This is a genomic window from Falsiroseomonas tokyonensis, assembly GCF_019024325.1.
Lineage (GTDB): Bacteria > Pseudomonadota > Alphaproteobacteria > Acetobacterales > Acetobacteraceae > Falsiroseomonas > Falsiroseomonas tokyonensis.
This window is the reverse complement of sequence record NZ_JAFNJS010000015.1, coordinates 23,541-46,584: the sequence shown is the minus strand read 5'-3', so window position 1 is coordinate 46,584 and position 23,044 is coordinate 23,541. Positions and strand designations below refer to the sequence as shown.

Genomic DNA, 23,044 nt, shown 5'->3' with positions numbered 1-23,044 from the left:
ATCACCGGAGAGGCCAGACGCAGCAGCAATCAGGCGGCACAGTACGGCCGCGTCGATCTCGAAGCTGCGGATCAGGTATGGCGCCAGGGTGCTGTTGCAGCGGTGATCCTCGGGGCATTCGGCGACCAGCAGATCGCCGATGAGCACGATATCCCGCCCTTCACAGCGGCCGTCGCAGGTCGAGCAAGGTGGCCAGATTGTCGCCGGCGCGCGTTCCGTCAGCAGGCCTTCGGCCAGCAGGCGGTCGAACGCCCTGCCGAAATGCGGCTGTGCCTCGCGTCCCCACAGAACAGCGCCGTGCCCTGCCTCACTCCGCCGCAGCAGCAGCTTCGGCAGGCTGTCGTTCACGGCAGAATCCATTCCGGCGAAGGAGCTCCATGACACGCGCCTCGAAGCGCTGCCTTTTGAACACGGCGAGGGAGGGCGGTTTGATTTTGATGGTCACACGTGACGCACGGCTACGGCCATCTCCGAAGTGGATGCGGATGACGATGTGCCCGATCCGGTAGCGGCCCGTGCTGAACGAGACCCGATCGCCGAATTCATGGAGCCGGGTCAGCGCATTGCCACGAAAGTCCCGGGTCACATTCTGCGCTTCGACGGCCGCCTCGCCGCTACGGGGATCTGTGCCGATGCGGTCGATCTGCACTTCGACGATGTCCACCTGCTGGATGCCAGCATCGAAGGCGTGGTTCACCCGAAAGCCGAAGCCCACGTTCTCGATGCGCTCCAGCGTGTAGAGGTCCTGGCAGTCCTCACCGGCAAAGAAGCCTGGGCGCCTGAGCATATGCACAGCGAAGAACTCAGCCAGCTCCGCGCGCAGCGCCTTCCGGACGCCGCCGACACCCATGCGCCCAGTGCCCACATTGTAGGCAAGCACGGCATATTCGACGCTGCGATAGCTGATGACGTCCTCTTGGTCCCCATTGATCACCGGTACGACGGCCACAGGCGCCCCGTGGGTGACGACCAGGACTGTCTGGTCGCCATCTTCGTACCACCCCACGCGGCAGAAGGCGCCGCGGTGGTCGCGCTGGAACATCTCGGCTGCCGCGGCCTCGAAGGCCGCCCGTGAGTCGTCATCGAGGCGTGGCTCGATCCCTTCATCAAGGCCCACATACTCCGCCAGGGAGGATCGGGCCTGGCGGGCAAGCATGTCCGATGCAGCGTCGAAGACGGGGCGGTGGTCCAGAAACGCGAGAAGGGCGAAGTGCTTCGGATCAAGCGGGACTGGGTTGCCATCCAGATCGAGTGGCGCGGCGATGTTGATGTCGCGGGCGGCGGCACGCTCCTGAAGCAAGTGCATGCCGTTCTCAGTGCCGAGCTCAGCGATGTGATGAAGGTCTGCCACGATGCCGCGCGGCAACGCATCCTCGGTACCTTCGAAGAAGGTCTTCAGCCGATCCCGGACGTCCGCATCATCACCGTCAAAGTCAGCCAGATCGAAGCCGCGCAATGCCTCAGGCTGGCGCTCGAATAGCCGCCGGAACAGACCGAGATTGACGGTCTTCAAGAACTTCGGATTGACAAACTTCTTGAGGTCCCTGGCCATGCTCTCGCCCGATGATGTTCATTTTTCGTTCTATCAACCCATGCGCGCGTATGTCGAATCGAATCTGCACTCCGTGAGACGGATTCCCGCGTGCCTGGGTAAATGGTGGGGGTGGCAAGCGAACCCCTCCGCCCTGCGGCCAATCCCCACCTCCCGTCGCACCTCCGCGAGGTCTGCAGCATCCTGGCCGCCGGCCTGCTGCGGCTGCGCAGCCGCGCTGCCGAGGAAGCTGCGCGCGAGACCTCCGACCGGGGAGAGCGTGGCCTACACTTCCCGGCACCCCAGCGCCTGCATGCGAACCGGACCAACCGGAGACCCGCATGACACGCGCCACGAAATCCAAAGCCGGCATCCCGCCGGCGCCGACCATCCCCGCCATTCCACCGGCCGACGTGCTTGGGCGCCTGGCTGCCCTGAAGACCACCGGCACGCCGGACCTGAAGCAGCAGTGGCGGGAGCTCTTCGCGGCCGAGCCGCCGCCATACAACCGGCGCTTCCTGGAGAGCCGCCTGGCCTACCGGATCCAGGAACTCGCCTATGGCGGCCTGAAGCCCGAGACCATCCAGCGCCTCGAGGCGCTGGGCGAGCAGCTGGACGGGGGCAATCCCGTCCTGCGGCGCATCCGCGGCGACGACAAACCCATCACGGGCACGCGGCTGATCCGTGAGTACCAGGGCGTCGAGCACAGCGTCACCGTGCTGCACGACGGGTACGAGTATCAGGGTCGTCCGTACCAGTCGCTCTCCTCCATCGCGCGCGCCATCACCGGCACGCGCTGGAACGGCTGGCTGTTCTTCGGCCTGAAGAACCGGAGGGGCACGGCATGAAGCGGAAGCCGCCCGCCGACGCCGCCATGCCGGCCACGGTCAGGAAGATCCGCGCCGCCGTGTACACGCGCAAGTCGAGCGAGGAAGGGCTCGACATGGAGTTCAACTCCCTCGACGCGCAGCGCGAGGCCTGCGAGGCCTACATCACCAGCCAGCGGTCGGAGGGCTGGGTGCTGGTCCGCGATCGCTACGACGACGGCGGCGTTTCTGGCGGGACACTGGAGCGGCCCTCGCTGCGCCGCCTGCTGGCGGACATCGAGCGCGGGCTGATCGATGTGGTGGTGGTCTACAAGATTGACCGGCTGTCGCGCGCGCTGATGGACTTCGCCAAGCTGGTGGAAGTCTTCGACGCGAACAGCGTGACCTTTGTGTCGGTGACGCAGTCCTTCAACACGACCACCAGCATGGGCCGGCTGACGCTGAACATCCTGCTCAGCTTCGCGCAGTTCGAGCGCGAAGTGATCGGTGAGCGCATCCGCGACAAGGTAGCAGCGTCGCGCGCGCGCGGGATCTGGATGGGCGGCTTCGTGCCGCTCGGCTACGACGCGCGGGATCGCAAGCTGCTGGTGAATGAGGCGGAAGCGGCGCTGGTGCGGCGCATCTTCGAAGGCTTCGTCGAGACGGAATCCGGTACGAAGCTGGTCCAGGCACTGCGTGCCGAGGGCGCCACCACGAAGCGCGGCCGCGCCTTCACCAAGAGCGACGTCTATCGGGTGCTGAGCAACCGGACCTATCTCGGCGAGGCGATGCATAAAGGGAAGTCGCACCCCGGCGAGCATGCCGCCATCGTGCCGCAGGCGGTGTGGGATGCGGCGCACGCCCTGCTGGCGGTCAGCCCGAAGACGCGCGCGAATCGCACGCGCTGCCAGACGCCGTCGCTGCTGCGCGGGCTGATCTTCGGTAGCGACGGGCGTGCCATGTCGCCCACTCACGCGCGGGGGCGCCGCGGCCAGCAATACCGCTACTATGTGAGTCAGTCCGTGCTGAAGGGCAGCGCCGCGGACGGCCCGGCAATCGCGCGCATTTCCGCCGCGGAGATCGAGGGCGCGGTCATCGCGCAGGTCAGGGGCCTGCTCCGGCAGCCCGAGGTGGTGCTCGGGGCCTGGCGCGCGGCACGGGCCTCGGTGCCGGATATGACGGAGGACGAGGCCCGGCTGGCGCTGGAGCGGCTCGACCCGCTGTGGGAGGAGCTATTCCCCGCGGAGCAGGCGCGCATCATCCGCCTCCTGGTCGACCGGGTGGACATCGGGGTGGGCGGCGCTGACGTGCGGCTGAAGTTGGAGGGGCTGGCCAACCTGGCGCGGGATCTGGCGACGCCGACTAAGGAACCGGCGAGGGTGGCAGCATGACCGGCGCCGCGCAGATGCTGACCGTCCGGGTGCCGCTGGCGATCCGAAAGCAGCGGGGTGGGCGGAAGCTGATGGTCGCGCCTGCCAGCCCCACGAACCGGGCGGCGTGGGCTGGGGACACCACGTTGGTGAAGGCGGTAGCCCGAGCGTTCCGGTGGCGGCGGATGATGGAGGCGGGCCGCTACGGCACGATTGACGAGCTGGCAGCCGCGGAGAAGATCAACTCGTCCTATGTCTCACGCCTGCTGCGCCTGACGCTGCTGTCCCCCGACATCGTCGAGGCGATCCTGGACGGGCGGCAACCGGATGGGATGACGCTGCCAGGGCTGATGGAGCCGTTTCCAGTGGAGTGGGATGTGCAGCGAGCCGCTATTCTTCGAAGCCGGTCGACTCAGGCTTGAACTTCAGCTGCTTCGCATTGTCCCGAACGACGCTGACCTCTCCCTCAGCGAAGCCCTCGGGTGCCTCACCCTCGATCTCCAGGGTCAACTTGATCTTCGCGCCGTTCGTCCGCTGAAGCTCCATGACCACCGCATTGAAGATCGCGTCGAACGACTTCATCGGGCGCACCATGTCGATCTCGACGGACCCGTAGAACCGACGAGGCTTCCGCGGCGCGGCGGGCGTCACCGGAGGTTCGCGCGGATCCGTGCTGCCATTCGGCAGTCCGCCTGGTGCGACCGGCCCCGGGCCGCTGCCCGGCTGTTCCGGTGACGCCTTTGGCCTGTTGGCGGACTGCGCCCTCGCCTCTGCGGCGCGCACAAGCACCGCGGTCGCGGGAGGCAGCTCTGGCGGGTTCTTGGCCCACACCAGGTTCCGATACTGGCCGGTTGTCTCGTCGAAGCTGTCGGCATAGCCGAACTCGGGATCGAGCTTGGCCACGGCGTCACGGATCGTCGTCTCCAAAACCACCCGATCCCGCAGCCGCGGCAGATATACGTAGGAAGCGAACCAGTCCGCGATCTCGGTAAGCGGCAGGTGTGGCCGATCCTCCGGCCAAATCGGCTTCAGCGCGATCCAAAGCCTCTCGGCGCCCAACCGCTCCTGCAGCACGCCGTCGGCCTTGCCCTTGTCATAGACGACCACGGGGATCGCGGCGCGGTCACGCGCAGAGATCAGGCTATGCTCGAGGTCGAAGGGCTTGCCGGCAGTGTCGCTGCGGACCGGATAGAAGATGTGGCTCCACGCCCCGCGCACCGCCTTCCGTGCGCCCTCAGTGTTCGTCTTGGTCTTCTCCGCTGCGTCGTCAGCCTGGCCCTGCGTCATCTCCTTGCGCAGTTGCGCGTCTTTCACGATCGAAGCCCAGGCCATCGCGCGCCGCGTCACTTCGCGGGCGGCGGCAAGTTGCGACTCGTCCGGGGCGACGAAGACCAGCGTGTTGCGGAATCGACGCTGCGATGCCCGGCACCGCGTGAGCGTCTCGGTGACAGCATCGGCAGCCAAGGTCTGGCCGACGCCTTTCCCCGCATGCGGCGTGTTCGGTCCGAGGATCACCAGCGAGAGCGACTGCGCCTCGTCGATCGTCACCGGATCATCTGGCGCGGCATAGACACGATGGAAGCCACCCTTCGAGCCTGCGTCGTTCTGCAGGGTCTGGATAATCTCCGCGTCGACTTCGTGCTCCGGCAGCGCCTTCGCACGTTCATCGGCGACCCGGTTCAGCGTGGGCTGTGTCGAGAACCAGTAGCGGCCAGCCTCCTCGTAAAGATACGTGGCGCGCTCTGTCAGCTCGCGCAGCGCCTCCCCGAAGATCGCCAGCTGGTCACCCGGCTCCGCGCAGGCCAGCCGCAATCCTTGTCCAGTCAGCCCAGCATTCGGTTGTCCGACCAGCGGCGCCGAGCACAGGAAGACCGCGCGTGCCGCACGCGTGGCGGCACGAGACTGCGAGATGCGCCGCGTCGGGTTCACTTCCATCCGCGCCGGCAGCGCGCCCTCGCCATCCACCTCTCGATCGACCACGGAGGCGAAGGCGGGATTCAGCGGGTACAGCACGCTGGCGCGGATGCGTTCGTGCGAGAGCGGGATCCGCGCCGGTGTGATCAGCGGGTCGCGCGACTGCATGTGCCACAACACGCCGACTACGTTCGCCATGAAGCGCAGCACACCGCGCGTGCGCTGGAACTTCTCCAGGCTGGCCCAATCCTTCGACAGCCGGTCGAGCACTTCCGGATGGATGGGGTAGGAGAGGGTCATCAGATCGAGGGTGCGGGCCTCGCGCGCTTCGGGCGGGAACTCCGCGGGGTTCTTCCGGTAGAGGTCGTGGAACGCCTTCACCGTCTCAGTGCGAGCTTTCTCGCCTTCCGCGTCGAGGGGCTGGAAAAGGCGCCGGCGGATGATCTCGTAGGTCTCGTCACCCGTCGCGGGCAGCCACGCCGATTGAACGCGCCCGAACACCTTCTCCAGGCGCAACAGCGCGATCTCGCCGCGTGCGCCACCAGCCTCGGCGCGGCTCTCCGGGAGAGAGCCCACGATCAGCACACCGGGCACCATCTTGGCGGCCTCGGTGAGGGACTGGATGAAGGAGAGAAAGGCCTCGAACCGATCCTCGTCGAGCTGCCGCGCATACATCGTCAGCTCGTCGAGCAGGATGACGCTGGGCCCCACCAGGCGGAACAGCTCCACCATGAGCTCCGAGCCCGGGCTGGTGCGCGCGGCCTCGGCCTCCGCCACCAGTTCCAGGCCAAGCTCGCCGCCAAGCCGCCACGCGATGTATCCCCACAGCGTCCGCACCACCGGCGCGTTCTTCAGCGTGAGCGACGTGTCCGCCCCCTTCGAGGAGCCGACGAACACCGCGAATTCAGGCTTCGGCCAGGTCGTGACGCCGATCTTCTCAACCAGCGGCGCCAGCCCCGGCAGCGTGCGCGGGTCACCGCCGGCGCGCAGATGCGCGGCGAGGTGGAACAGCGCCAGCATGGTATGCGTTTTGCCGCCGCCGAAGGACGTCTGCAGCCCGATCACCGGATCGCCGCCGCGCCCTGCCAGCCGGAGGAGCGCCGCCTCGAGGACGCGCTTCAGGCCTTCGGTAAGGAAGGTGATGCCGAAGAAGTCCTGTGGGGTCGCGTAGGCATCGCCCACCGCGACATTGCCGCTATCCACCGCGAACAAGTCGGCGGCGAACTCGGCTTCCTTGAAGCGGTTTGCGATGACGTCCGGGTGCGGCAGCGCGACCTCGGTCCAAGGTTTGAGCGCCCGCGTCGGCCCATCGGTTGGCGAGAGAGTCAGCTGCGGCGAAGCGGGCGGCGCCTCAGCAGGCGGAGGGGCGCGCTCCGCACCCGAGTTCCGCTGCGCGTCATAGAGTGCCTTCAGCGCAGTGACTTCCACCGCAGGTGCCTTGGTCAGGCGCAGCAGCGCCCACATGGCATCCAGGTAGCGCAGGGCTTCGTCATCCTGGAGGGGCAGCGTGAGGTGGGAGACGGCGTTGCGCGCCTCCAGCGCCATGGAGACGAAGTTGCGGGCGCTATGGCGGTCCTTCTGCGCAAAGGCTGCCTCGAACACCTCGCGCCAGCGATCGATCATGGTCTTGAGCAAGCCATAGGCATCCAGCGCGCCGTTGCCGCTGCCGCTTGCTCGGCTGGCGTAGGCCAGCCACTGCTCGCCATGCGACTTGCGCATCCAGCCTTCGACGAAAGGCACCAAGCCGCGCTGCAGATGGAAGATGCCATCCTGGACCCGACGCAGCGTTTCCTTTTCTGCCGACATACGACTCTCCCCCTGGTCGGTCAGAACAATGTGGCTTGCGCGGCGGCCACGGGGCCCCGCGCGATGACGGCGGGCGCCATTTCTGCGAGCCTCGGCCATTCCTGCGCGAGCGCGTTGTAGATTAGTGCTTCCGACGCCCAGCCCTTCTGGGTAGCAATTTCAAACAGCCGGTAGGCGAGCGCGCGCGCATCCTCCGACCGCTGGCCCATCTGCGCGACGAGCGCGGCCGCGGCCTCGGCGCCGCCATCCTCGGCGTTCAGCACACGGATGGTGTGCTGAACGCATTCCCAGATGGTCGCAGCCCTGTCGGTGGCGGGCGACCAGCCATCTGGCAGATCATCGCGCGCGACGAGGCCGGCCTTGCCGCGCAGATCCTGGAAAACGCCGGAGCTGAACAGCGTGGCAAGCGGGATGTTCTTCGCATTCGCCAGCGTGATCAGCTCGCCCGAGGGGCGCGCGTCGAAGCCATAGGTGGCGAACCAGGCCAGCGCGACCTGCGTCGGTGCGTCGAACGCTTCGGTCAGTTCATTCTCGATCTCGTCCCAGACGCGGTTGATCAGGGAGAGCGCGGTCTTCACCGGCATGGCGCTGTCATCATCCTCCAGCACCTTGGCGAAGCGGGTGAAGACGCCCATCCCGGGGCCGATGACCGATTGCTGCATATCTACCGGGCCGACGCCGGCCCGGCGGATCGCGGCTATCGCGTCGGGCAGCTCGCGCTTTAGCGCACGGATGAACTCTGCACGGGTAGCTATGCCTGCGTCTTGCGCGCGCTTGCGGCACACCAAGACGATAGAGGAAGCGAGTGCATTGGTACCGCTGCCGATCATTCGATTTGCCATCTCAGTTCTGACTGGCCACGTCCCATCGATACCGAGCCCAGCATCAACCACGGCCTGAAGAAAAGATGACCAGCCCGCGGAGGTTAGCCCTTCCTGCGCCACTTCCGCCTGCTTGAAGGCGTAGTAGATAGCCAAGGGCCCGTCATCGACGGCCGCTTTGCGCATTGCAGTAAGCGCGTCGCCCATGCCTTGCATGAAGAAGGCTTCGGCTTGGTCCCTGCCGCCGTGACGGTATGCAGTGGCCACGAGCTCTTGCTCTTTCGGTGTGGTCAGGCGGCGGAACAGGTCAGGCCAAATGCCGGACAGGCAGCGGCGGAGCCAGACATAAAAGAAATCTGAAAGATCGGCATAGCCAATGTTGTCGTAATACGGCGGGTCTGTAGAGATAATCACAGGACGAACTGGGAATGAATTCTTGGCAGCATCAACCAGGAACAGGCCACCCGGCCCAATTGGCACTGCACTCCGCTGAATTGCTGGGATGATCCAGTCCAATGCACTAAGGAATCCGCCACCTGACTCGCTGAAGATATTTGATTCAGCATAGTCCCAGGTCATGGGAATAGCCTGCCGCGCAAAGACATTACGGACGCCAGCAGTTCGCGCGGAGCCGCCAGTTGATGACTTCGAGCCAGGCGGGCCAGCATCCCAAGAGCAAATTGAGCAGTTCCGATCAGTCGCGCGATCCACCATAAAGCCAAGATACGTTGCTACCGCATCGGCGTAAGCGGTGGCGCCGGTGCCGGATTGGGCGAGGGAGCTGGGGTCTGCGGGCAGGCCCGCATACATGGCATCCGCCAGCACTTTCTCTCGCGTCTCTGCCACCAGATCGGACAAGGTAGTCAGCGCCACCAGTTGGCGCGGGGTGAAGAGCGAGGCGAAGGTCGTCAGTCCATAGGCGTAGCAGGTCCCGCCAGTGAGCCGCTCCGGAACAGCTTGAGCCAACGTTCCGATGTGCGCATCGAGAACCCGCTCGTCGTTAGCAAGAGATGCCGCCAGGGCTTCCTGCTGGTCGGTCGGCGAGAGGTAAATGCGAGTACGAGAGCCTTCGGCGACTATCGCAAGAAGCCGAGCGCCAAGCCGACCCGCTTGGCCTTCCGCTCTGATGTGCGCGCCGGTAATGCCGGCGCCCGTTAAAATGCACGCAAACCCGGCGCCGCGTCCGTCGCTCTTGGTTCCCTTTTTAAGACGCTCCTCCTCCACTTTCGTCAGCGTCCCGGTGTGCACCTCGAAACGCCAGCCATCCGGCGCCGCGGCGTCGAAGACTGGTTCCACCCAGGCCTTCTTTCCCTCTTTTGTAGAGAGCACGAACGAAGAGACCAGCGGCACCATCGCCCCCTTCGCTGCCGGGTCCGGGCTGCGCACGGTGCGCGCCCACAGCCAGGCTATGACGGTTGCCTTGCTGCCATCCGGCAATGTCGCCTCGGGATAGAGATGGCCGATGCGCCGCGCGGCCTCCTCCCTCATCCAGACGCCATAGTGGCGAACATCCTCGGCCAGTCCCTGCGCCCCGCGCCCCTGCCAGCGCCCGCCCCGCGCTCGCTGGTCGCGCGAGGCCGGGTTCACCGGCGGCAGACCTGCGAATTTCGGCGGGATCTCGACCAGCGCCTTGCCGATCAGCACTGCCACCGGGTTGAGGTCGCTCCCATAGGCCCGCAGCCCCAGGCGCTGCGCCTCCAGCGGGATGGAGCCACCGCCCGAGAAGGGGTCATAGACCGGCGGCGCTTTGGCCTGGAGGTAGGCCAGGATGGCCGCGCCATCCTCCGGCGGCGGCGGCTCTTCGCCGAGACCCCAGGCCACGCTGCGCGCAATCTCCCATCGCGCTGCGTTCAGCACCGCTTCGTTGTTCGAGCTTTCCCAGGCGACCAGGCCGTCCTTGTACTCGGCCTCCTTCGTCCCGCCGATTAGCTTGTGCAGCCGATTCCGCTCCGCCTCCACTGCCGCCGGCGTCGGAAAGCGATCCGGCCAGGCGGAGGGGTCGTCCACCAACTGCGAGAACAGCACGGCCCGGCACGCCGCCAAAGGCCGCCGCGCCCACCACAGATGGAGCGTCGAGGGGTGCCCGTGCCGGATAGACTTCTCCCGCGCGGAGGCGACGTTGATCGCCTCCAGCGGGATGGAGACTTCGATGAGCTTCTTGCGATGGGTAGTCATACGGTGGGGCGTTCCTGTTTCAGCGCCTTTGTCACGTCGGCTGGTGCCGCACCGGTGATGAGGCAATGCAGCGCCTGGGCGCGATGCCAGGGGGTGGCGGTCTCAGTGGCGAGAATGTCGTCAACCATCTCCAGCTCATGCTTGGCTTGATCGTCCACGCGCTGGCGGTCGAGATATCGCTTCACAAGAGGATCGCCGAAGAGATCGAAGGCGGTGAGGAGCGCTTCGGGCTTGCTCACCAAGCCGCGCATGCGGAATGGGTCGCTCATCACTTCACGCGGCAGCCGCACGGCCGAGGCGAGGAAGGTTTGCACCGTGCCCCATGGTGAATGATGCTCATCCTCGTGCAGGGAGAGCTTCGCTTCCATGCGAGTGATGCCGGGCGCAGCCTCCTTGCCCAGATGGCCTTCAAGCCGCTTGCGCAAGCCAGCCAGCACTTCATCCAGGAGACTGTCGGGCGGCGCTGTGGTGAGGCCTGCCTGCTTCGCCAACTCTCGCAGCTCCCGAGCGACCTTGTCGGCAAGCGCTGTCACGACGTCCGCGGCCGCCTTGCCGCCGATAGCCGCCAGAAGCACCTCCCGCGACTTCTGTTGGGACGCGGCCAGTTCCTGCTCAAATAGCGAAAAGGCTGCCTGCGGCATCCAGCGTTGCCCGTCACGCACCATCAGGCTGAAGGCCGACAGCCGCGTGGAGGCATCGGCGTGGCGGTTGTTGAGCTGCTTCTGCGTTTTCTCGTCGAACAGGCTAACGCGGTAAGCGACGCGCCGCGATGCGCCGCCGACACGGCGCGTGCCGATCTCGCCCAGCATTTCTGGCCGGATCGGCAGGTCGAGCGGTGGAATCCGATCCACCCGATCGAGCGAGACCAGCGCCCCCCTGGCCATTGCAGCCTGCACGGCCAGCAGGACCGGATCAGGTTGCGGGAAGGTCGCCCGTGCAACGCCTGCAACGGTGATCACCTGCTTCGACGGCGGCGGGTCAGTCGGGTGATCAACTGCCCCGGTCTCAGGGTCCACGACCGGTGCGGGCTGCTCCGATTCGACCGCCGCGAGCTTCGCGAGGTAATCGCGCCATAGACGCTCGCCCTCCTCGTCGCCGTCTGGCAGTTGGAGCCTCGGCGCCTTCGCCGTGTCGCGCGTCAGTGGACTGCTGTTGGCGTGAAGCAGGTCGAACCAATTGATCAGGGCCTGTTCGCCGACGTCGGTGAGCGGCAAGACCAGATTGGCATCCGTCGCGTCCCAGCGGGTGGTGATGAGGCCATTCCCGAGGTTCCCTACCACGAGGACGCTGGGCTCACTTCCGCGGCTGACCCAGAGCAGATTGCCTGGGCGGTCGAGCCCATCGCGCCGAGCTCGGACCCGGAATTGCATCCGGCCAGCGGCCTGCTCCTGAATTTCGAATGCGTCGAGGAGCACGTCGTCCCAGGTTGGGCAGCCGGGATATAGGCCAAGCACAAGATGGCAGGCCTGGAGGGTTTGCTGTTTGGCGGTGTGCCGAAGCCATTCCACTCCACGATGGTCGAGGCCCGAGAGCAGGCCTCTGACATGGGTCGCTTTGTCGAAAACATCGCGAAGCGCTGTCGGGGCGGCATAGCGGCGGGAGCCATCCAGAACGCGCGTATCCGGGATGACCTGTCCCACGAGCAGGTCCAGTTGGAGTTCTGGAACAGCGTGTCCTGTCATGCCGGCCTCGCCGCGAGGGTCAGCAGATCACCCACGTGGAAGGCGACGGCGGTTTCCGCGAAGCCGAGCTCGCGTTGGAAGAACCGGCGCACGTAGGCAGGCTCCCGCGCGAAGCCGGCCTCCACCTGCACAATTGCGAGGATGAAGGCATCCGGGCTGTTCAGCGAGGCCAGCAGCTCGTTCTTCGTCAGCATGATCACGTCGCCGTCGACATGCCGGCCCTTCACTTCGATGAAGCGCAAGGCGCCCGCTTTTGCGTTGCGGCTCTCGATGTCCCATCCCTTCTTCTCGGCAGAGACATCCAGCGGTTCGTGGCCAAGCGACCGCTCTGCAGCCATGACGGCTTCCATCGCCAGGCGCTCCACCTCCGCGCGTGACGTCGCGTCTTCGGCGAAACCGGCGAGCACGCGTGCGTCGACAGGCTTGCTCCGGACCAGCAGCAGCCCCTTTGGGATGACCAGCGCGGCACCCTTCATCACCGGCGGCAGGGCGGTGATCTGACGTTCGCGCGCCAGTTCCTCTTGGCGCTTGTGCAGCCGCTCGACCAGGCGCTGCGCCGTGGCCTCCGCGTTGCTGGCGTTGATGCGCTGCTCCTTACCGGCGCGTTCTTCCTCCCGTAGCCGGGCCGCGCGGGCATCCCAGTAATTGATCTCGCGCGTGAGGCGGGCTCGCACCTCCCGCTCCACCTTGTCGATCTCCGCGATCCGGCGGCGCTTCACCTCGCCCAGGTGCTCCGGCACCAGCTTGGCGATGGCGTGTCCGAGCGCCTGCTGCTCGACGCGGCCCGAAAGCCAGGGGGCGACGATCGCGTCAGCGACCAGCTCGCGTTCCTCCGCCGTGATGGGGCGGCAGTCCAAGTAGGGCGCCGGCCCGCCATCAGTGGCAGTGCCGTCCTCCCGTAGATGGATGAACTGCAGCCGCTGCGAAATCACGCGCGGCTCCCCCGACTTCGCCACGCGGCCGTCCCGAATGGCGTGTTCCAGATAGACCAGCAGCCGCGGGGCGAGGCCCTCATCGCCGTCGTCCACCAACACACCACCTTGCTGGAGCAGCGGTGCGAAGCGCTCCAGCACCAAGTCCAGCGCCGAGTCGAGCAGGGGGTGGCCCGGCGCCAGTAGTTCGGCCTGCGGCTTACCGACGATCAGCGTCTTGTCGAAGGTGACCCGGGCATAGCGATCGAGCACGGGGTCGCCGCGGCCGATCAGCCGGTCCCTGTGCTTCAGCGAGGGCGGGACGCGCAGGATCTCGAAGCGGCCCTTCTCGCGCTCGGCAATGCGGCCACCCAGCAGCAGGAACGCCTCGCGGAAGAAGGCACCGATGAAGTGGGGTTGCAGCCGGCGAGCCTGGGCGCGCTCCATCTCTTCGCGGATGGCGGCGACAGCGTTCGGGTCCATCCCCTCGGAGGTGAGCTTGCGCTCGGCCACCAGGCGCTCGATGGATTCGACATCGACGGCGTCATCCACCTTCTGGAACAGGCGGGCCTTGGTCTCGGGCGCGTCGCCATAGCGGATGGCATCCACCAGCAGGTCGCGCAGGGCTTGGCCCTCGAAGAGCTCGCCTAGCACGTCGTAGACCTTGCCGCCGAGCGCAGCGCGGGCCTGCTCCAGCTTTTCCAGGAGTCGCTGATAGACCTCGCCCTCACGGGTGTTGGTCGCGCAGAGGTTCCACAGATGGCAGACCTCGGTCTGACCGATGCGGTGGATGCGGCCGAAGCGCTGCTCCAGCCGGTTCGGATTCCACGGCAGGTCGTAATTGACCATGAGGTGCGCGCCGCGCTGGAGGTTCACGCCCTCACCAGCGGCGTCGTTCGCGATCATGACCCGGACCACGGGATCGGAGTTGAAGGCGGCGATGGCGGCGCGACGGGCCTCCCGCGCGATGCCGCCATGGATGACGACCACTGAAGCCGGGTCGCCGACGCGGGCCGTGATCTTCTGCTGAAGGTATTCCAGCGTGTCCTTCGGCTCGGTGAAGATGAGGATCTTGCGGCGTAGGCCCGTGGCCTGGTCGAACATGATCGGGTCGTCGAGGATGGACTCGAGTTCCCGCCACTTCGCGTCCTTGCCTGAGAGCTTCAGGCGAAGCGCCTGCGCCTCCAGGTCCTTGAGGATGATGATCTCGGCCTCGAGCTCGGCCAGCGTAGCGGCGGCGGTGGCCTGGTCCGCGATCTGTTCCTCGATCGCCTCTGCTTCCTCGCCCGGGGCATCGTCGAGGTCGTCGGCGTCGAAGCTCGGCAATGCGGGGGCCCGCGTGAGGGGGGCTGTGCCAGTCTGGCGCTGGAGCTTCTCCTCCCGCAGCCGCTCCTCAAGCCGTTTGCGCCTGCGCTCCAGGGAGCGATGGATGGCGGCCGGCGAGGACGCGAGGCGGCGCTGCAGGATCTGGAGGGCAAAGCCCACGCTGTTCTGCCGCTTGCCGTCGCCCGAGCGGTCGGCCCGATTCATCTCCTCCCGGACGTAAGTGGTGACGGCCTGGTAGAGGTCCGCCTCGGCTGGCGAGAGTTCATAGCTGGCCGTGTAGGCCCTGCGCTCGGGGAAGAGGGGGGTACCGTCGAAACGGTACAGCTCCTCCTTCGTCAGCCGGCGCATCATGTCCGATACGTCTGCCTTGTGGACGCCTTCGCGGAAGCGGCCCTCGAATCGGTCGGCGTCGAGCAGCCCCATGAACAGCTGGAAGTCCGCCTCCTTGCCGTTATGGGGCGTCGCCGACATCAGGAGGAAGTTGCGCGCCTTGCCGCCGAGGAGCTTCCCAAGCTTGTGGCGCTGGGTCTCCTTCACCTCACCGCCGAAATAGGACGCGGCCATGCGGTGAGCCTCGTCGCAGATCACCAGGTCCCAATCAGGCGCCGCCAGCAGCTTGGCCTTCAGGTCGTCCGAACGTGCCGCCATGTCGAGACGCATGATGAGGCGATTGCGCTCGGCGAAGGGGTTGCCACTGACGGAGTTCTCGATCTGGTCGCGGGACAGGAGGTCGAAGGCCAGGCCGAATTTCTCCGACATTTCCTCCTGCCACTGCTCGACGAGGCTACCGGGGGCGACGATCAGACAGCGTTCAAGATCGCCGCGGATCAGAAGCTCCTTGATAAGGAGACCCGCCATGACCGTTTTGCCCGCGCCGGGGTCGTCGGCGAGCAGGAAGCGTAGTGGCTGCCTGGGCAGCATTTCGCCATAGACGGCGGTGATCTGATGGGGGAGCGCCTCGATCTGGGACGCGCTGACCGCAAGGTAGGGGTCGAAGAGATGGGCGAGCCGCAGCCTGTAAGCCTCGGAGGCAAGACGCAGCAGCCCGCCATCAGCGTCGAAAGCATAGGCCCGTCCGGCTTCGAGGAACTCGAAACCGGCCTCCTCGCCACGGTAGACCAGCCGCTCCCCGACGCGCCCGCTCACGCGGAAGACGAGGTTGAGCGCATCCGGCCCGAACCGGGTGACCTGGACGATCTCGGCCATGCCGGCCGCGTCCAGGCCGCGAAGCCGCGCCCCGGCTTTGATATCTTCGAAGGTTGCCATCTCGGTTAGATTATCGCGCGTTAATTGACGGAAAGCCACTGAGCCGAAAGGCTGTGGCGATGGTAAACCGTTCTCGCGCGTTTCATCGAGTGGACCGTCGAACCACTACAAGCCAGGTCTCCGCCTCGCCGAGGGTTCCGTACCAAAGTGTTCGCTCTCGAAGTACGGATTTCGGGCAAGTGGGGTTCGAACCAGGGCAAGCGTCCGCCGCGCGGGAACCGGCCTTTTACCTAGGTTTTTGAGTTCCGTACTGAAACGCCCAAGTCAGGAGGTCCGGAGAGAAAGGGCCTCCGGAGAGCGATTTTCGCCCGTCTCCGCGCCGGGCCAGTCAACAGGTCTGCCCTGAAAACCCCAGGAAACCTGCCACTCAGCGCGGCCCTCGGTCGGGGGGAGAGTGCGGCTCGTATTGGAACTGGCGGAGGGAGTGCACCCGGATGCGAACGGTCTCAAGGCTGGAGCCTTGGAGAGCAGGCCAGCGGACATCGTCGCCCATCGCAGACCTGAGGACTTCGGCGAAGCGATGTGGCTTCGGCGGGAATTTCACATGCACCTCTCAGGCCCCACACGACCGCCATCTGATGTAGACGATTGAGGTTGATACAATCCTGGCGACCGAGGCAGCCAGCGTTCATTGCCCGGCCGCCGCGCGCCAAAGGACACGCAGGGCGATGGCGAAAAGGCAGCCGGCAAAGACGCGGCGCAGGAGCGGCACCGGAACCCGCGATGAGAGGCGCGCGGCAAACGGCGCCACAACGGTGGCTGGGAGGGCCAGCAGGATCGCCGCGCTCAGGCTGACGTAGCCGAGGGAATCAGGAGGCAGGCCGGGCCTGCCGTAGCCAAGGGCGGCAAAGCCGAGCGTCGCTGGCAGCGCGACTGCGATATTGAAGACGGCGCCGGCACCGACGGCGCGATTGATCGGCGTGTTGAAGAGGCCGAGGGCCGGGCCGCTCAACGTGCCTGCGCCGATCCCGAGGCCGGCGGACAACCCGCCGATGGCTGCCGGCGGCAGCCAGCCAAGCGGCGGGGCCGGTAGGCCGGAAGCCAGCACGCCGCGAGCACCCGCCATCATCTGAATGCCAAGCAGAATGGCGACGGCAGCGAAGGCGCCGACCGACAGCGAGGCAGGAATCAGGGGTGCCAGCCCCAACCCGAGCAGCGCGCCCGCCAGGAGTGCGGGCATCCAGGCCCGCAGGATCGGCTGATCGATGGTCCCGGCCGCAGCGTGGGCCGCTGCCGCCGCCAGTGAGGACAGCAGGATCGCCGCCTGCGCGGTGCCGATGGCCAGCGCGGCGCGATCGGCGTCTGACATGCCGCCTGCTGCGAAGACCTCAAGCAGCACCGGCACGGCAATGACGCCACCGCCAATGCCGAGCAATCCCCCGACCACGCCGATGGCCGCGCCAGCCAGGACGAAAGCCAGCAGGGTCCAGCCGCTGTAAGTGACAAGGATTTCCAACATGCTGACTTGTGCCGCCAGTCGAGAAACGGAACAACCTGGTGGCCACTATCGGCGGTCCGATGTAACGGCGTTGCAATGAGACGTCAGCGTGCCGTGAAGCCGAACATCGGCCGCATCCTGATCCCGATCCAGCAGCCCGGCATCGCGGCGGCGAGCCACACGAAGCCGTGCAGGCTGCCCGATGATGCGCCACCGAGGAAGGCGCCGACATTGCAGCCGAAGGACAGCCTGGCGCCCACCCCCATCAGCAGCCCGCCCAGCGCCGCCCCTGTGGCACCGCGCCAGCCGATCGGCGTGCCGTGCCGCAACCGGCCTTGCCCTGCCGCAGCGAGAAGGGCACCGAGCAGCAGCCCTACATCGGACAGCGAACCGTGCATCGCGAGCAGCGGACCGTCGAGCGCTTCCCGTGTCCAGCCGGACCACCAGAACTCGAAGCCAGAAAGGTCCCATCCTAGGGCTTGCAAGGCTTGTGCGCCCCAAAGCGTCAGGCCCATCGTGATGCCCCAGGGCGTGCCCGAGACGAGGAACAGCGCCGCGGCGCCTGCCCCAATCGCCGCCCCTGCGAACAATCGCTCGCGCGGTGGGCGCGCGCCGCGCAGAACCACCAGCGCGCCGAGGCCGAGCAGCGCCTCGGTCACAATAAGCCCGCCCCAGGGGCCGAGCAGGGCCGGCAGATCGATCTCGCCTAGGCTCGGCAGCCGCAGCGCCGCAGGGAGCATCAACGTACCCAGCACGCCGCCGAAGCAGAAAAATGGCAGAGCTACCCACATCCTGCGCGATCCTTGGCCGGCCGCGACCAGGGTGCCCGACCCGCAGCCATTGGTGATCTGCATGCCAACGCCAAAGATCGCTGCGCCGACCAGCAGAGGCAGGCCGATGGGCGCGGCGAAGCGCCCATAGCCTTCCACCAGCATGCCGACGGGCAGCACGACCAGCGCTGCCACCGCGGGCACGATGAAGGCTGCGCCGAGCGTGCGGCCATCACGCTCCACGAGCAGCGCGCGAAATCCGCCAGCGAAGCCGTAGTCGAGCCAGACGAACATGGCGCCAAGCAGGATCGCCACGGCCAGGACCGGCAGAAGCGCCGCATCGCCAATTCCGGAGATGCCCGCAATGGCCAGAACGGTGCCGGCCGCCCCGAGCAGGAGGCCCGTCACTTGGACGCGCGGCGGATCGGCCGAGAGCGCGCCGGCCACGCTATTCGGCGGCCTTGCGAACCAGGGTCTCGATGAAGGCCTCGGTGCTGCGCTGGCCCTCGGGCGGGACCGTGACGCCGTGACGGGCAAAGACCCGCTCCGCGATATCCGCCCCGGTGCTCCGGGTGACGAAGGTCCGGCCCTGGTCGTCCTCCCACACCAGGACACGCATTGGCAGGTCGATGGCGAGCATCGGGTTTGCAGCCATGCCTGGCGTGCCGGCGCGCGGATTGCCGAACAGCACCACCGTGCGCGCCCTCAGCGTCATGCCGACATCGCGTGCCGCGGCGGCGTGGTCCACCTCGGTGAAGACAAACCAGCCGGCCTCGCGCACCGCGGCCGCGAAGCGATCGAGCGTTGCGCGGGTCCCATGCGCGCTTGGCCTGGTCACGAGACCGGCCTGCTGCGCATCCGCGGGAAGGCTGGATGCGAAGATCGTGAGCGCCGCGCCGAGGAAGATGGTGCGGCGCCTCATCGGGTGCTGGTAAGGTTCATGGTCGAAAACTCATCCCTGTTCATATTGCACTTCTGCTTCTCGACGCCGCTCAGAACCGGGTGATCAACTCCACCCACCCGTCCGGCAACGCCGCCGTCAGCACCGCCTCTACCCGGCGATCCAGGCCGCTCAGCATGGCCACCCCAACCAGTGCCAGCACGCCGCCCAGCGCCGGCCGGCCCCAGCCCCCCGCCTTGGCCAGATGCCGACGCAACGCCGGCATGGCACTGCGCGCCACTGTACCAAGCGCCAGAAGCGGCAGGGCCGCACCCAGCGCGAAGGCCGCCATCACCAAGGTGGCCTGCGCCGCCGTCCCGGCCTGGGCGGCCAGCCCCAAAGCCGCGCCGAGCGCAGGCCCGGTGCAGGGCGCCCAGGCGACGCCCAGCACGACGCCGAGCCCGAACTGACCGCCAAGCCCCTGCGCCGGCATGCGCTGCGCCAGGGCGGAGATCGGCGCCATGATCGCTTCGCCCGCCATGGTCAGGCGTGTGGCGAGGCCCGCGACCAACAAGGCGAGGCCCGCCAGCAACAGCATCACCGCAGACCCGACCCGCAGCACCTCGGGATCGAAACCGATCGACGTCGCCAGCAGGCCAAGCACAACGCCCAGCCCGGCAAAGCCGGTCACCAGGCCACCCGCCAAAGCCAACGGCGCCAGGCGATGCTCGGCGGTCGCGGCACCGAGCACGATCGGCAGCAAGGGCAGCACACAGGGCGACAGGCTGGCGAGGATCCCCGCCAGCCCCGCCAGCAATAACGTTCCCATGGCCGCGGCGTCAGACGGCGCGGCGGATCAGGTCGCGGATCTGCGTCGCGTCGGTTACGCCAATGATGCGGCCGCGCTCCTGCGTGCCGTTGAAGGCAATGATCGTGGATTGCTGCCGAACGCCAAGGCGGCGCAGCGCGTCCTTCTGGGTGTCGAAATCGACCGTGAGTAGCAGCGCTGATGCCAGCGCCGGCTCCGCCAGGGTGGCGGCCACATGCGGTGCCTGGGCGCGGCAGGTCGGGCACCAGGGTGCCGTGACCTCAACGATCAACGGCCGACCGGCGGCCTGCGCCGCGGCGAAGGCGGCGTCGGACCAGGGCGCGCGCTCGGCGGCGCGGGCGGTCGAAGCAGCGGCAGCGACCCAGCTGAAGGCGAGGGCCGCCAGCAGGGGGCGGCGGGGCAGGTTCGGCATAGCGGTCTGTCTCCTCAGTGGCGCGGGAGCACCCGCTCGCGTCGGCTTCGCTGAACTTCGATCGAAGGTTACGCGGGTCGAGCAGAAATTTGGATCTTGCCGGCAATCGCAGATGTTCTAAAACGATCGCTCTAGAATGAGGAATATCGCTTCCTGATGGCTCGCACCCGTGAGTTCGACGACAACGCGGTCCTCGACGCCGCAACCGACCGCTTCTGGCGGCAGGGCTACGCCGCGACCTCGGTGCGCGACCTCGGTGAGGCAATGGGGCTTGTGCCGGCGAGCCTCTACAACGCGTTCGGCAGCAAGCACGCGCTGTTCGCCCTGTGTCTCGACCGCTACCTCGACCGCAACATGCGCGAACGAATCGAGCGCCTGGAAGCGAAGCAACCACCGCGCGTGGCCATCGAGACCTTCCTGAACGAGATCGTGGCGCGTTCGCTTGCCGATCCGCGCGGCTGCCTGCTGGTCAATTCGGCGCTGGAAGTCGCGCCGCATGATGCGGAGATTGGCGCCGTCATCGCGGCAAGGCTGGCGGAGCTGGAAGCTTTCTTTCATCGCTGCGTCATCGCCGGGCAGCGCGATGGCAGCATCACCGCAGCGCCCTCGGCGCGCGACCTCGCGCGGCTTTTGCTGACCACGGTGATGGGCCTGCGCGTGCTGTCACGCGCCAGGCCGGAGCCTGCCCTGCTGCGTGGCGCCGCGCGCCAGGCGCTGACGCTGCTCGATCCACCGGCCTGCACAAACTGACACAGGAAACGCGCCATGATCCGCTTCTACTTCCACCCAACCCCGAACCCCGCCAAGGTCTCGCTGTTCCTTGAGGAAACCGGGCTCACCTATGAGGTCGTTCCGGTCGATACCAGCAAGGGCGAGCAGCATCTGGCCGCCTTCCGCGCCGTCAATCCCAACGGCAAGCTGCCGGCCATCGTCGACACGGAGGGGCCGGGCGGCAAGGAGGCGCGCGTCTTCGACTCCACGGCGATCCTACTCTACCTCGCGGAGAAGACCGGCCAGCTGCTCGGCACGCCTGAGGATCGGCCGGAACTGCTGTCCTGGCTCGCTTTCCTCGGCACTGGCCTTGGTCCCTTCTCCGGCCAGGCGGTGCATTTCCAGTTCGCCGCGCCCGAGGGGTTGGACTATGCGCGCAACCGCTACCGGCGCGAGGCGGAACGGCACTACCAGGTGCTGGAAGATCATCTGGCCGGACGCGACGTCATCGTCGGCGACAGCTTCACCATCGCCGACATCTCCGCCTGGGGCTGGATCGACCGGGCGTCGCGCGTGCTGAAAGGCGAGGGCGATCCGCTCGCGGCCTATCCGAACATCAAGCGCTGGTTCGCCGCTATCGACAGCCGTCCTGCCGCGGCGCGCGCGAGGGCGGTCGGGCAGGACCATGAGTTCAAGAAGGTGCAGGACGAGGAAGCCCGGCGGCACCTGTTCCCGTCCAACTATCCACCGGCTGCGTAGAGCCACCCCGAGCGCGTTTGGAAGCGAACATGGCAGATACCCCAGAATATACGCCACCAAAGGTCTGGACCTGGGCCAGGCCCAATGGTGGCGCCTTCGCGAGCATCAACCGGCCGATCGCCGGCCCGACGCATGACAAGGAGCTGCCGGTCGGGCGACACCCACTTCAGCTTTACTCGCTGGGCACGCCGAACGGCGTGAAGGTCACGATCCTGCTCGAGGAGCTGCTCGCACTCGGCCATGCCGGCGCAGAGTACGACGCTTGGCTGATCAAGATCGCCGATGGCGACCAATTCGGCTCGGGGTTCGTGGCGGTCAATCCGAACTCCAAGATCCCCGCTCTGCTGGACCAAAGCGGACCGAAGCCGATCCGGGTGTTCGAATCAGGCTCGATCCTGCTCTATCTCGCGGAGAAGTTCGGCGCTTTCCTGCCGACCGACATCGCTACCCGCACCGAGGCGCTGAGCTGGTTATTCTGGCAGATGGGCAGCGCGCCGTATCTGGGGGGCGGCTTCGGCCATTTCTACGCCTACGCGCCGACCAAGATCGAGTATGCGATCGACCGCTTCGCGATGGAGGTGAAGCGGCAGCTCGATGTGCTCGACCGGCGGCTGGCCGAGAGCCCGTATCTCGCTGGAGACGACTACACGATCGCCGATATCGCGGTCTTCCCTTGGTATGGCGGCCTGGTGAAGGGCTGGTCCTACGGCGCGGCGGAGTTCCTGAGCGTGCAGGACTACAAACATGTCCAGCGCTGGGCCGATGCCATCCTCGCGCGGCCGGCGGTGCAGCGCGGCCGCATGGTGAACCGGGTGCGGGGCGAGCCGCATGAGCAGCTGCTCGAACGCCATGATGCCAGTGATTTCGAGACCAGGACGCAGGACAAGATCGCGGATGCGCCGGCGTGAGCGCCGCCCATCGCCGCCACTTCCGCTCTGTCTAACCAAGAAGGACCTACCCTATGACCGAGACACTCTCCGAGCAGCTTGAATCCTATAGGGCTGGCTGGCGCGCCCGCGTTCCTACCGACCGCCAGGCGGTGATGGACGGACATGTCGCGCACCTCGCCGCCAGCGGCATCGCAAAGACCGCAAAGCAGGTCGGTGACCGCGCCCCCGCCATCCAGCTGCGCGACCAGCATGACGCCGAATTCGACGTGGCAAGCCTGCTCACCAAGGGAGCCGTCGTCGTCACCTTCTATCGCGGCGGCTGGTGCCCGTTCTGCAACATGGAGTTGAAGGCCTACCAGGCGGTGTTGCCGCGCCTCGCCGCGGCCGGCGCCAGCCTGGTCGCCATCAGCCCGGAGAAGCCGGATGACGTGGCTGATACCGCGACGAAGAACGAACTGAGCTTTCCCGTGCTCAGCGACATCGGCCACACGGTCGCCAAGGCTTTCGGCGTCCACTACGCCTTCACCGCCGAGGTCCGCACCGTCTACGACGGCTTCAAGCTCGACATCCCCGGCAAGAACGGCGCACCCGACGACTGGTCGCTGCCGCTGTCGGCGACCTATGTCATCGGCAGGGATGGGACGATCCTCTTCGCCGATACGCGCACCGATTACCGCGAGCGCACCGACCCCGAAGAGGTCTTGCGGCTGCTCGAACACCGGGCTGCGGCCGAGTGACGTTTTATCA

18 protein-coding genes are annotated in these 23,044 nt (G+C 66.8%); 7 read left to right on the top strand and 11 right to left on the bottom strand.

All coding sequences use genetic code 11. The features are described 5' to 3' along the window. On the bottom strand, window positions 1-348 hold a 348-nt coding region (locus tag J3S20_RS28065), incomplete at its 3' end, for a hypothetical protein (protein WP_216840239.1). Then, entirely contained in the window at window positions 308-1,552 is a 1,245-nt protein-coding gene (locus J3S20_RS28060; RefSeq protein ID WP_216840238.1) for a hypothetical protein, read from the bottom strand. The genes J3S20_RS28060 and J3S20_RS28065, both read right to left, overlap by 41 nt. A gap of 320 nt (window positions 1,553-1,872) precedes the next feature. Here J3S20_RS28060 and J3S20_RS28055 point away from each other — a divergent pair, with 320 nt between their 5' ends. From J3S20_RS28055 to J3S20_RS28045, 3 genes are read left to right on the top strand one after another with little or no spacing between them, the layout of a single operon-like run. Beyond that, entirely contained in the window at window positions 1,873-2,379 is a 507-nt protein-coding gene (locus tag J3S20_RS28055) for a DUF2924 domain-containing protein (protein ID WP_216840237.1), read from the top strand. A gap of 26 nt (window positions 2,380-2,405) precedes the next feature. Continuing rightward, the gene (locus tag J3S20_RS28050; RefSeq protein ID WP_246603353.1) at window positions 2,406-3,728 is read left to right on the top strand and encodes a recombinase family protein; all 1,323 of its coding nucleotides are present in this window, start codon (window positions 2,406-2,408) and stop codon (window positions 3,726-3,728) included. Then, window positions 3,725-4,129, top strand: coding sequence for a type 2 periplasmic-binding domain-containing protein (locus J3S20_RS28045; protein WP_216840235.1), 405 nt, complete (start codon window positions 3,725-3,727; stop codon window positions 4,127-4,129). Before J3S20_RS28050 ends, J3S20_RS28045 begins: the two co-directional genes overlap by 4 nt. Here the strand turns inward: J3S20_RS28045 and J3S20_RS28040 are convergent. The 9 genes from J3S20_RS28040 to J3S20_RS28000 form a co-directional block, all read right to left on the bottom strand. Then, a complete protein-coding gene (locus tag J3S20_RS28040) occupies window positions 4,098-7,427 on the bottom strand; it encodes a DUF499 domain-containing protein (protein ID WP_216840234.1) in 3,330 nt (1,109 codons plus the stop codon). The genes J3S20_RS28045 and J3S20_RS28040 overlap by 32 nt on opposite strands. A 20-nt stretch (window positions 7,428-7,447) precedes the next feature. After that, window positions 7,448-10,423: a DUF1156 domain-containing protein gene (locus J3S20_RS28035; RefSeq protein WP_216840233.1), complete on the bottom strand. Its 2,976-nt coding sequence runs from the start codon at window positions 10,421-10,423 to the stop codon at window positions 7,448-7,450. Continuing rightward, on the bottom strand, window positions 10,420-12,105 hold the full coding sequence (locus J3S20_RS28030) for a hypothetical protein (protein ID WP_216840232.1): 1,686 nt from the start codon (window positions 12,103-12,105) through the stop codon (window positions 10,420-10,422). The genes J3S20_RS28035 and J3S20_RS28030 overlap by 4 nt, the downstream gene beginning before the upstream one ends. Beyond that, window positions 12,102-15,608 (bottom strand): helicase-related protein, encoded by a 3,507-nt coding sequence (locus J3S20_RS28025; RefSeq protein WP_216840231.1) that lies wholly within the window; start codon window positions 15,606-15,608, stop codon window positions 12,102-12,104. The genes J3S20_RS28030 and J3S20_RS28025 overlap by 4 nt, the downstream gene beginning before the upstream one ends. 628 nt (window positions 15,609-16,236) lie before the next feature. Beyond that, on the bottom strand, window positions 16,237-17,067 hold the full coding sequence (locus J3S20_RS28020) for a sulfite exporter TauE/SafE family protein (protein WP_216840230.1): 831 nt from the start codon (window positions 17,065-17,067) through the stop codon (window positions 16,237-16,239). 83 nt (window positions 17,068-17,150) lie between these two features. After that, window positions 17,151-18,263, bottom strand: coding sequence for a YeeE/YedE thiosulfate transporter family protein (locus J3S20_RS28015; protein WP_216840229.1), 1,113 nt, complete (start codon window positions 18,261-18,263; stop codon window positions 17,151-17,153). Between the two features lies 1 nt (window position 18,264). Further along, entirely contained in the window at window positions 18,265-18,738 is a 474-nt protein-coding gene (locus tag J3S20_RS28010; RefSeq protein ID WP_216840228.1) for a DUF302 domain-containing protein, read from the bottom strand. Window positions 18,739-18,808: 70 nt separating this feature from the next. After that, the gene (locus tag J3S20_RS28005; protein WP_216840227.1) at window positions 18,809-19,513 is read right to left on the bottom strand and encodes a cytochrome c biogenesis protein CcdA; all 705 of its coding nucleotides are present in this window, start codon (window positions 19,511-19,513) and stop codon (window positions 18,809-18,811) included. A gap of 22 nt (window positions 19,514-19,535) precedes the next feature. Continuing rightward, window positions 19,536-19,937 carry a thioredoxin family protein gene (locus J3S20_RS28000; RefSeq protein ID WP_216840226.1) on the bottom strand — a complete coding sequence of 134 codons (402 nt, stop codon included), beginning with the start codon at window positions 19,935-19,937 and terminating at the stop codon, window positions 19,536-19,538. A gap of 156 nt (window positions 19,938-20,093) precedes the next feature. Between J3S20_RS28000 and J3S20_RS27995 the strand changes: the two genes are divergently transcribed. Genes J3S20_RS27995 through J3S20_RS27980 form a run of 4 tightly spaced genes read left to right on the top strand, consistent with a single transcriptional unit; the run spans window position 20,094 to window position 23,034 of the window. Beyond that, complete coding sequence (locus J3S20_RS27995; RefSeq protein ID WP_216840225.1) at window positions 20,094-20,687, top strand: TetR/AcrR family transcriptional regulator; 594 nt, start codon at window positions 20,094-20,096, stop codon at window positions 20,685-20,687. A gap of 15 nt (window positions 20,688-20,702) precedes the next feature. Next, window positions 20,703-21,407: a glutathione S-transferase family protein gene (locus J3S20_RS27990; RefSeq protein WP_216840224.1), complete on the top strand. Its 705-nt coding sequence runs from the start codon at window positions 20,703-20,705 to the stop codon at window positions 21,405-21,407. Window positions 21,408-21,424: 17 nt separating this feature from the next. Continuing rightward, complete coding sequence (gene yghU, locus J3S20_RS27985) at window positions 21,425-22,315, top strand: glutathione-dependent disulfide-bond oxidoreductase (protein ID WP_456305715.1); 891 nt, start codon at window positions 21,425-21,427, stop codon at window positions 22,313-22,315. A gap of 53 nt (window positions 22,316-22,368) precedes the next feature. Next, window positions 22,369-23,034, top strand: coding sequence for a peroxiredoxin-like family protein (locus tag J3S20_RS27980; protein WP_216840223.1), 666 nt, complete (start codon window positions 22,369-22,371; stop codon window positions 23,032-23,034). Window positions 23,035-23,044 lie beyond the last annotated feature (10 nt).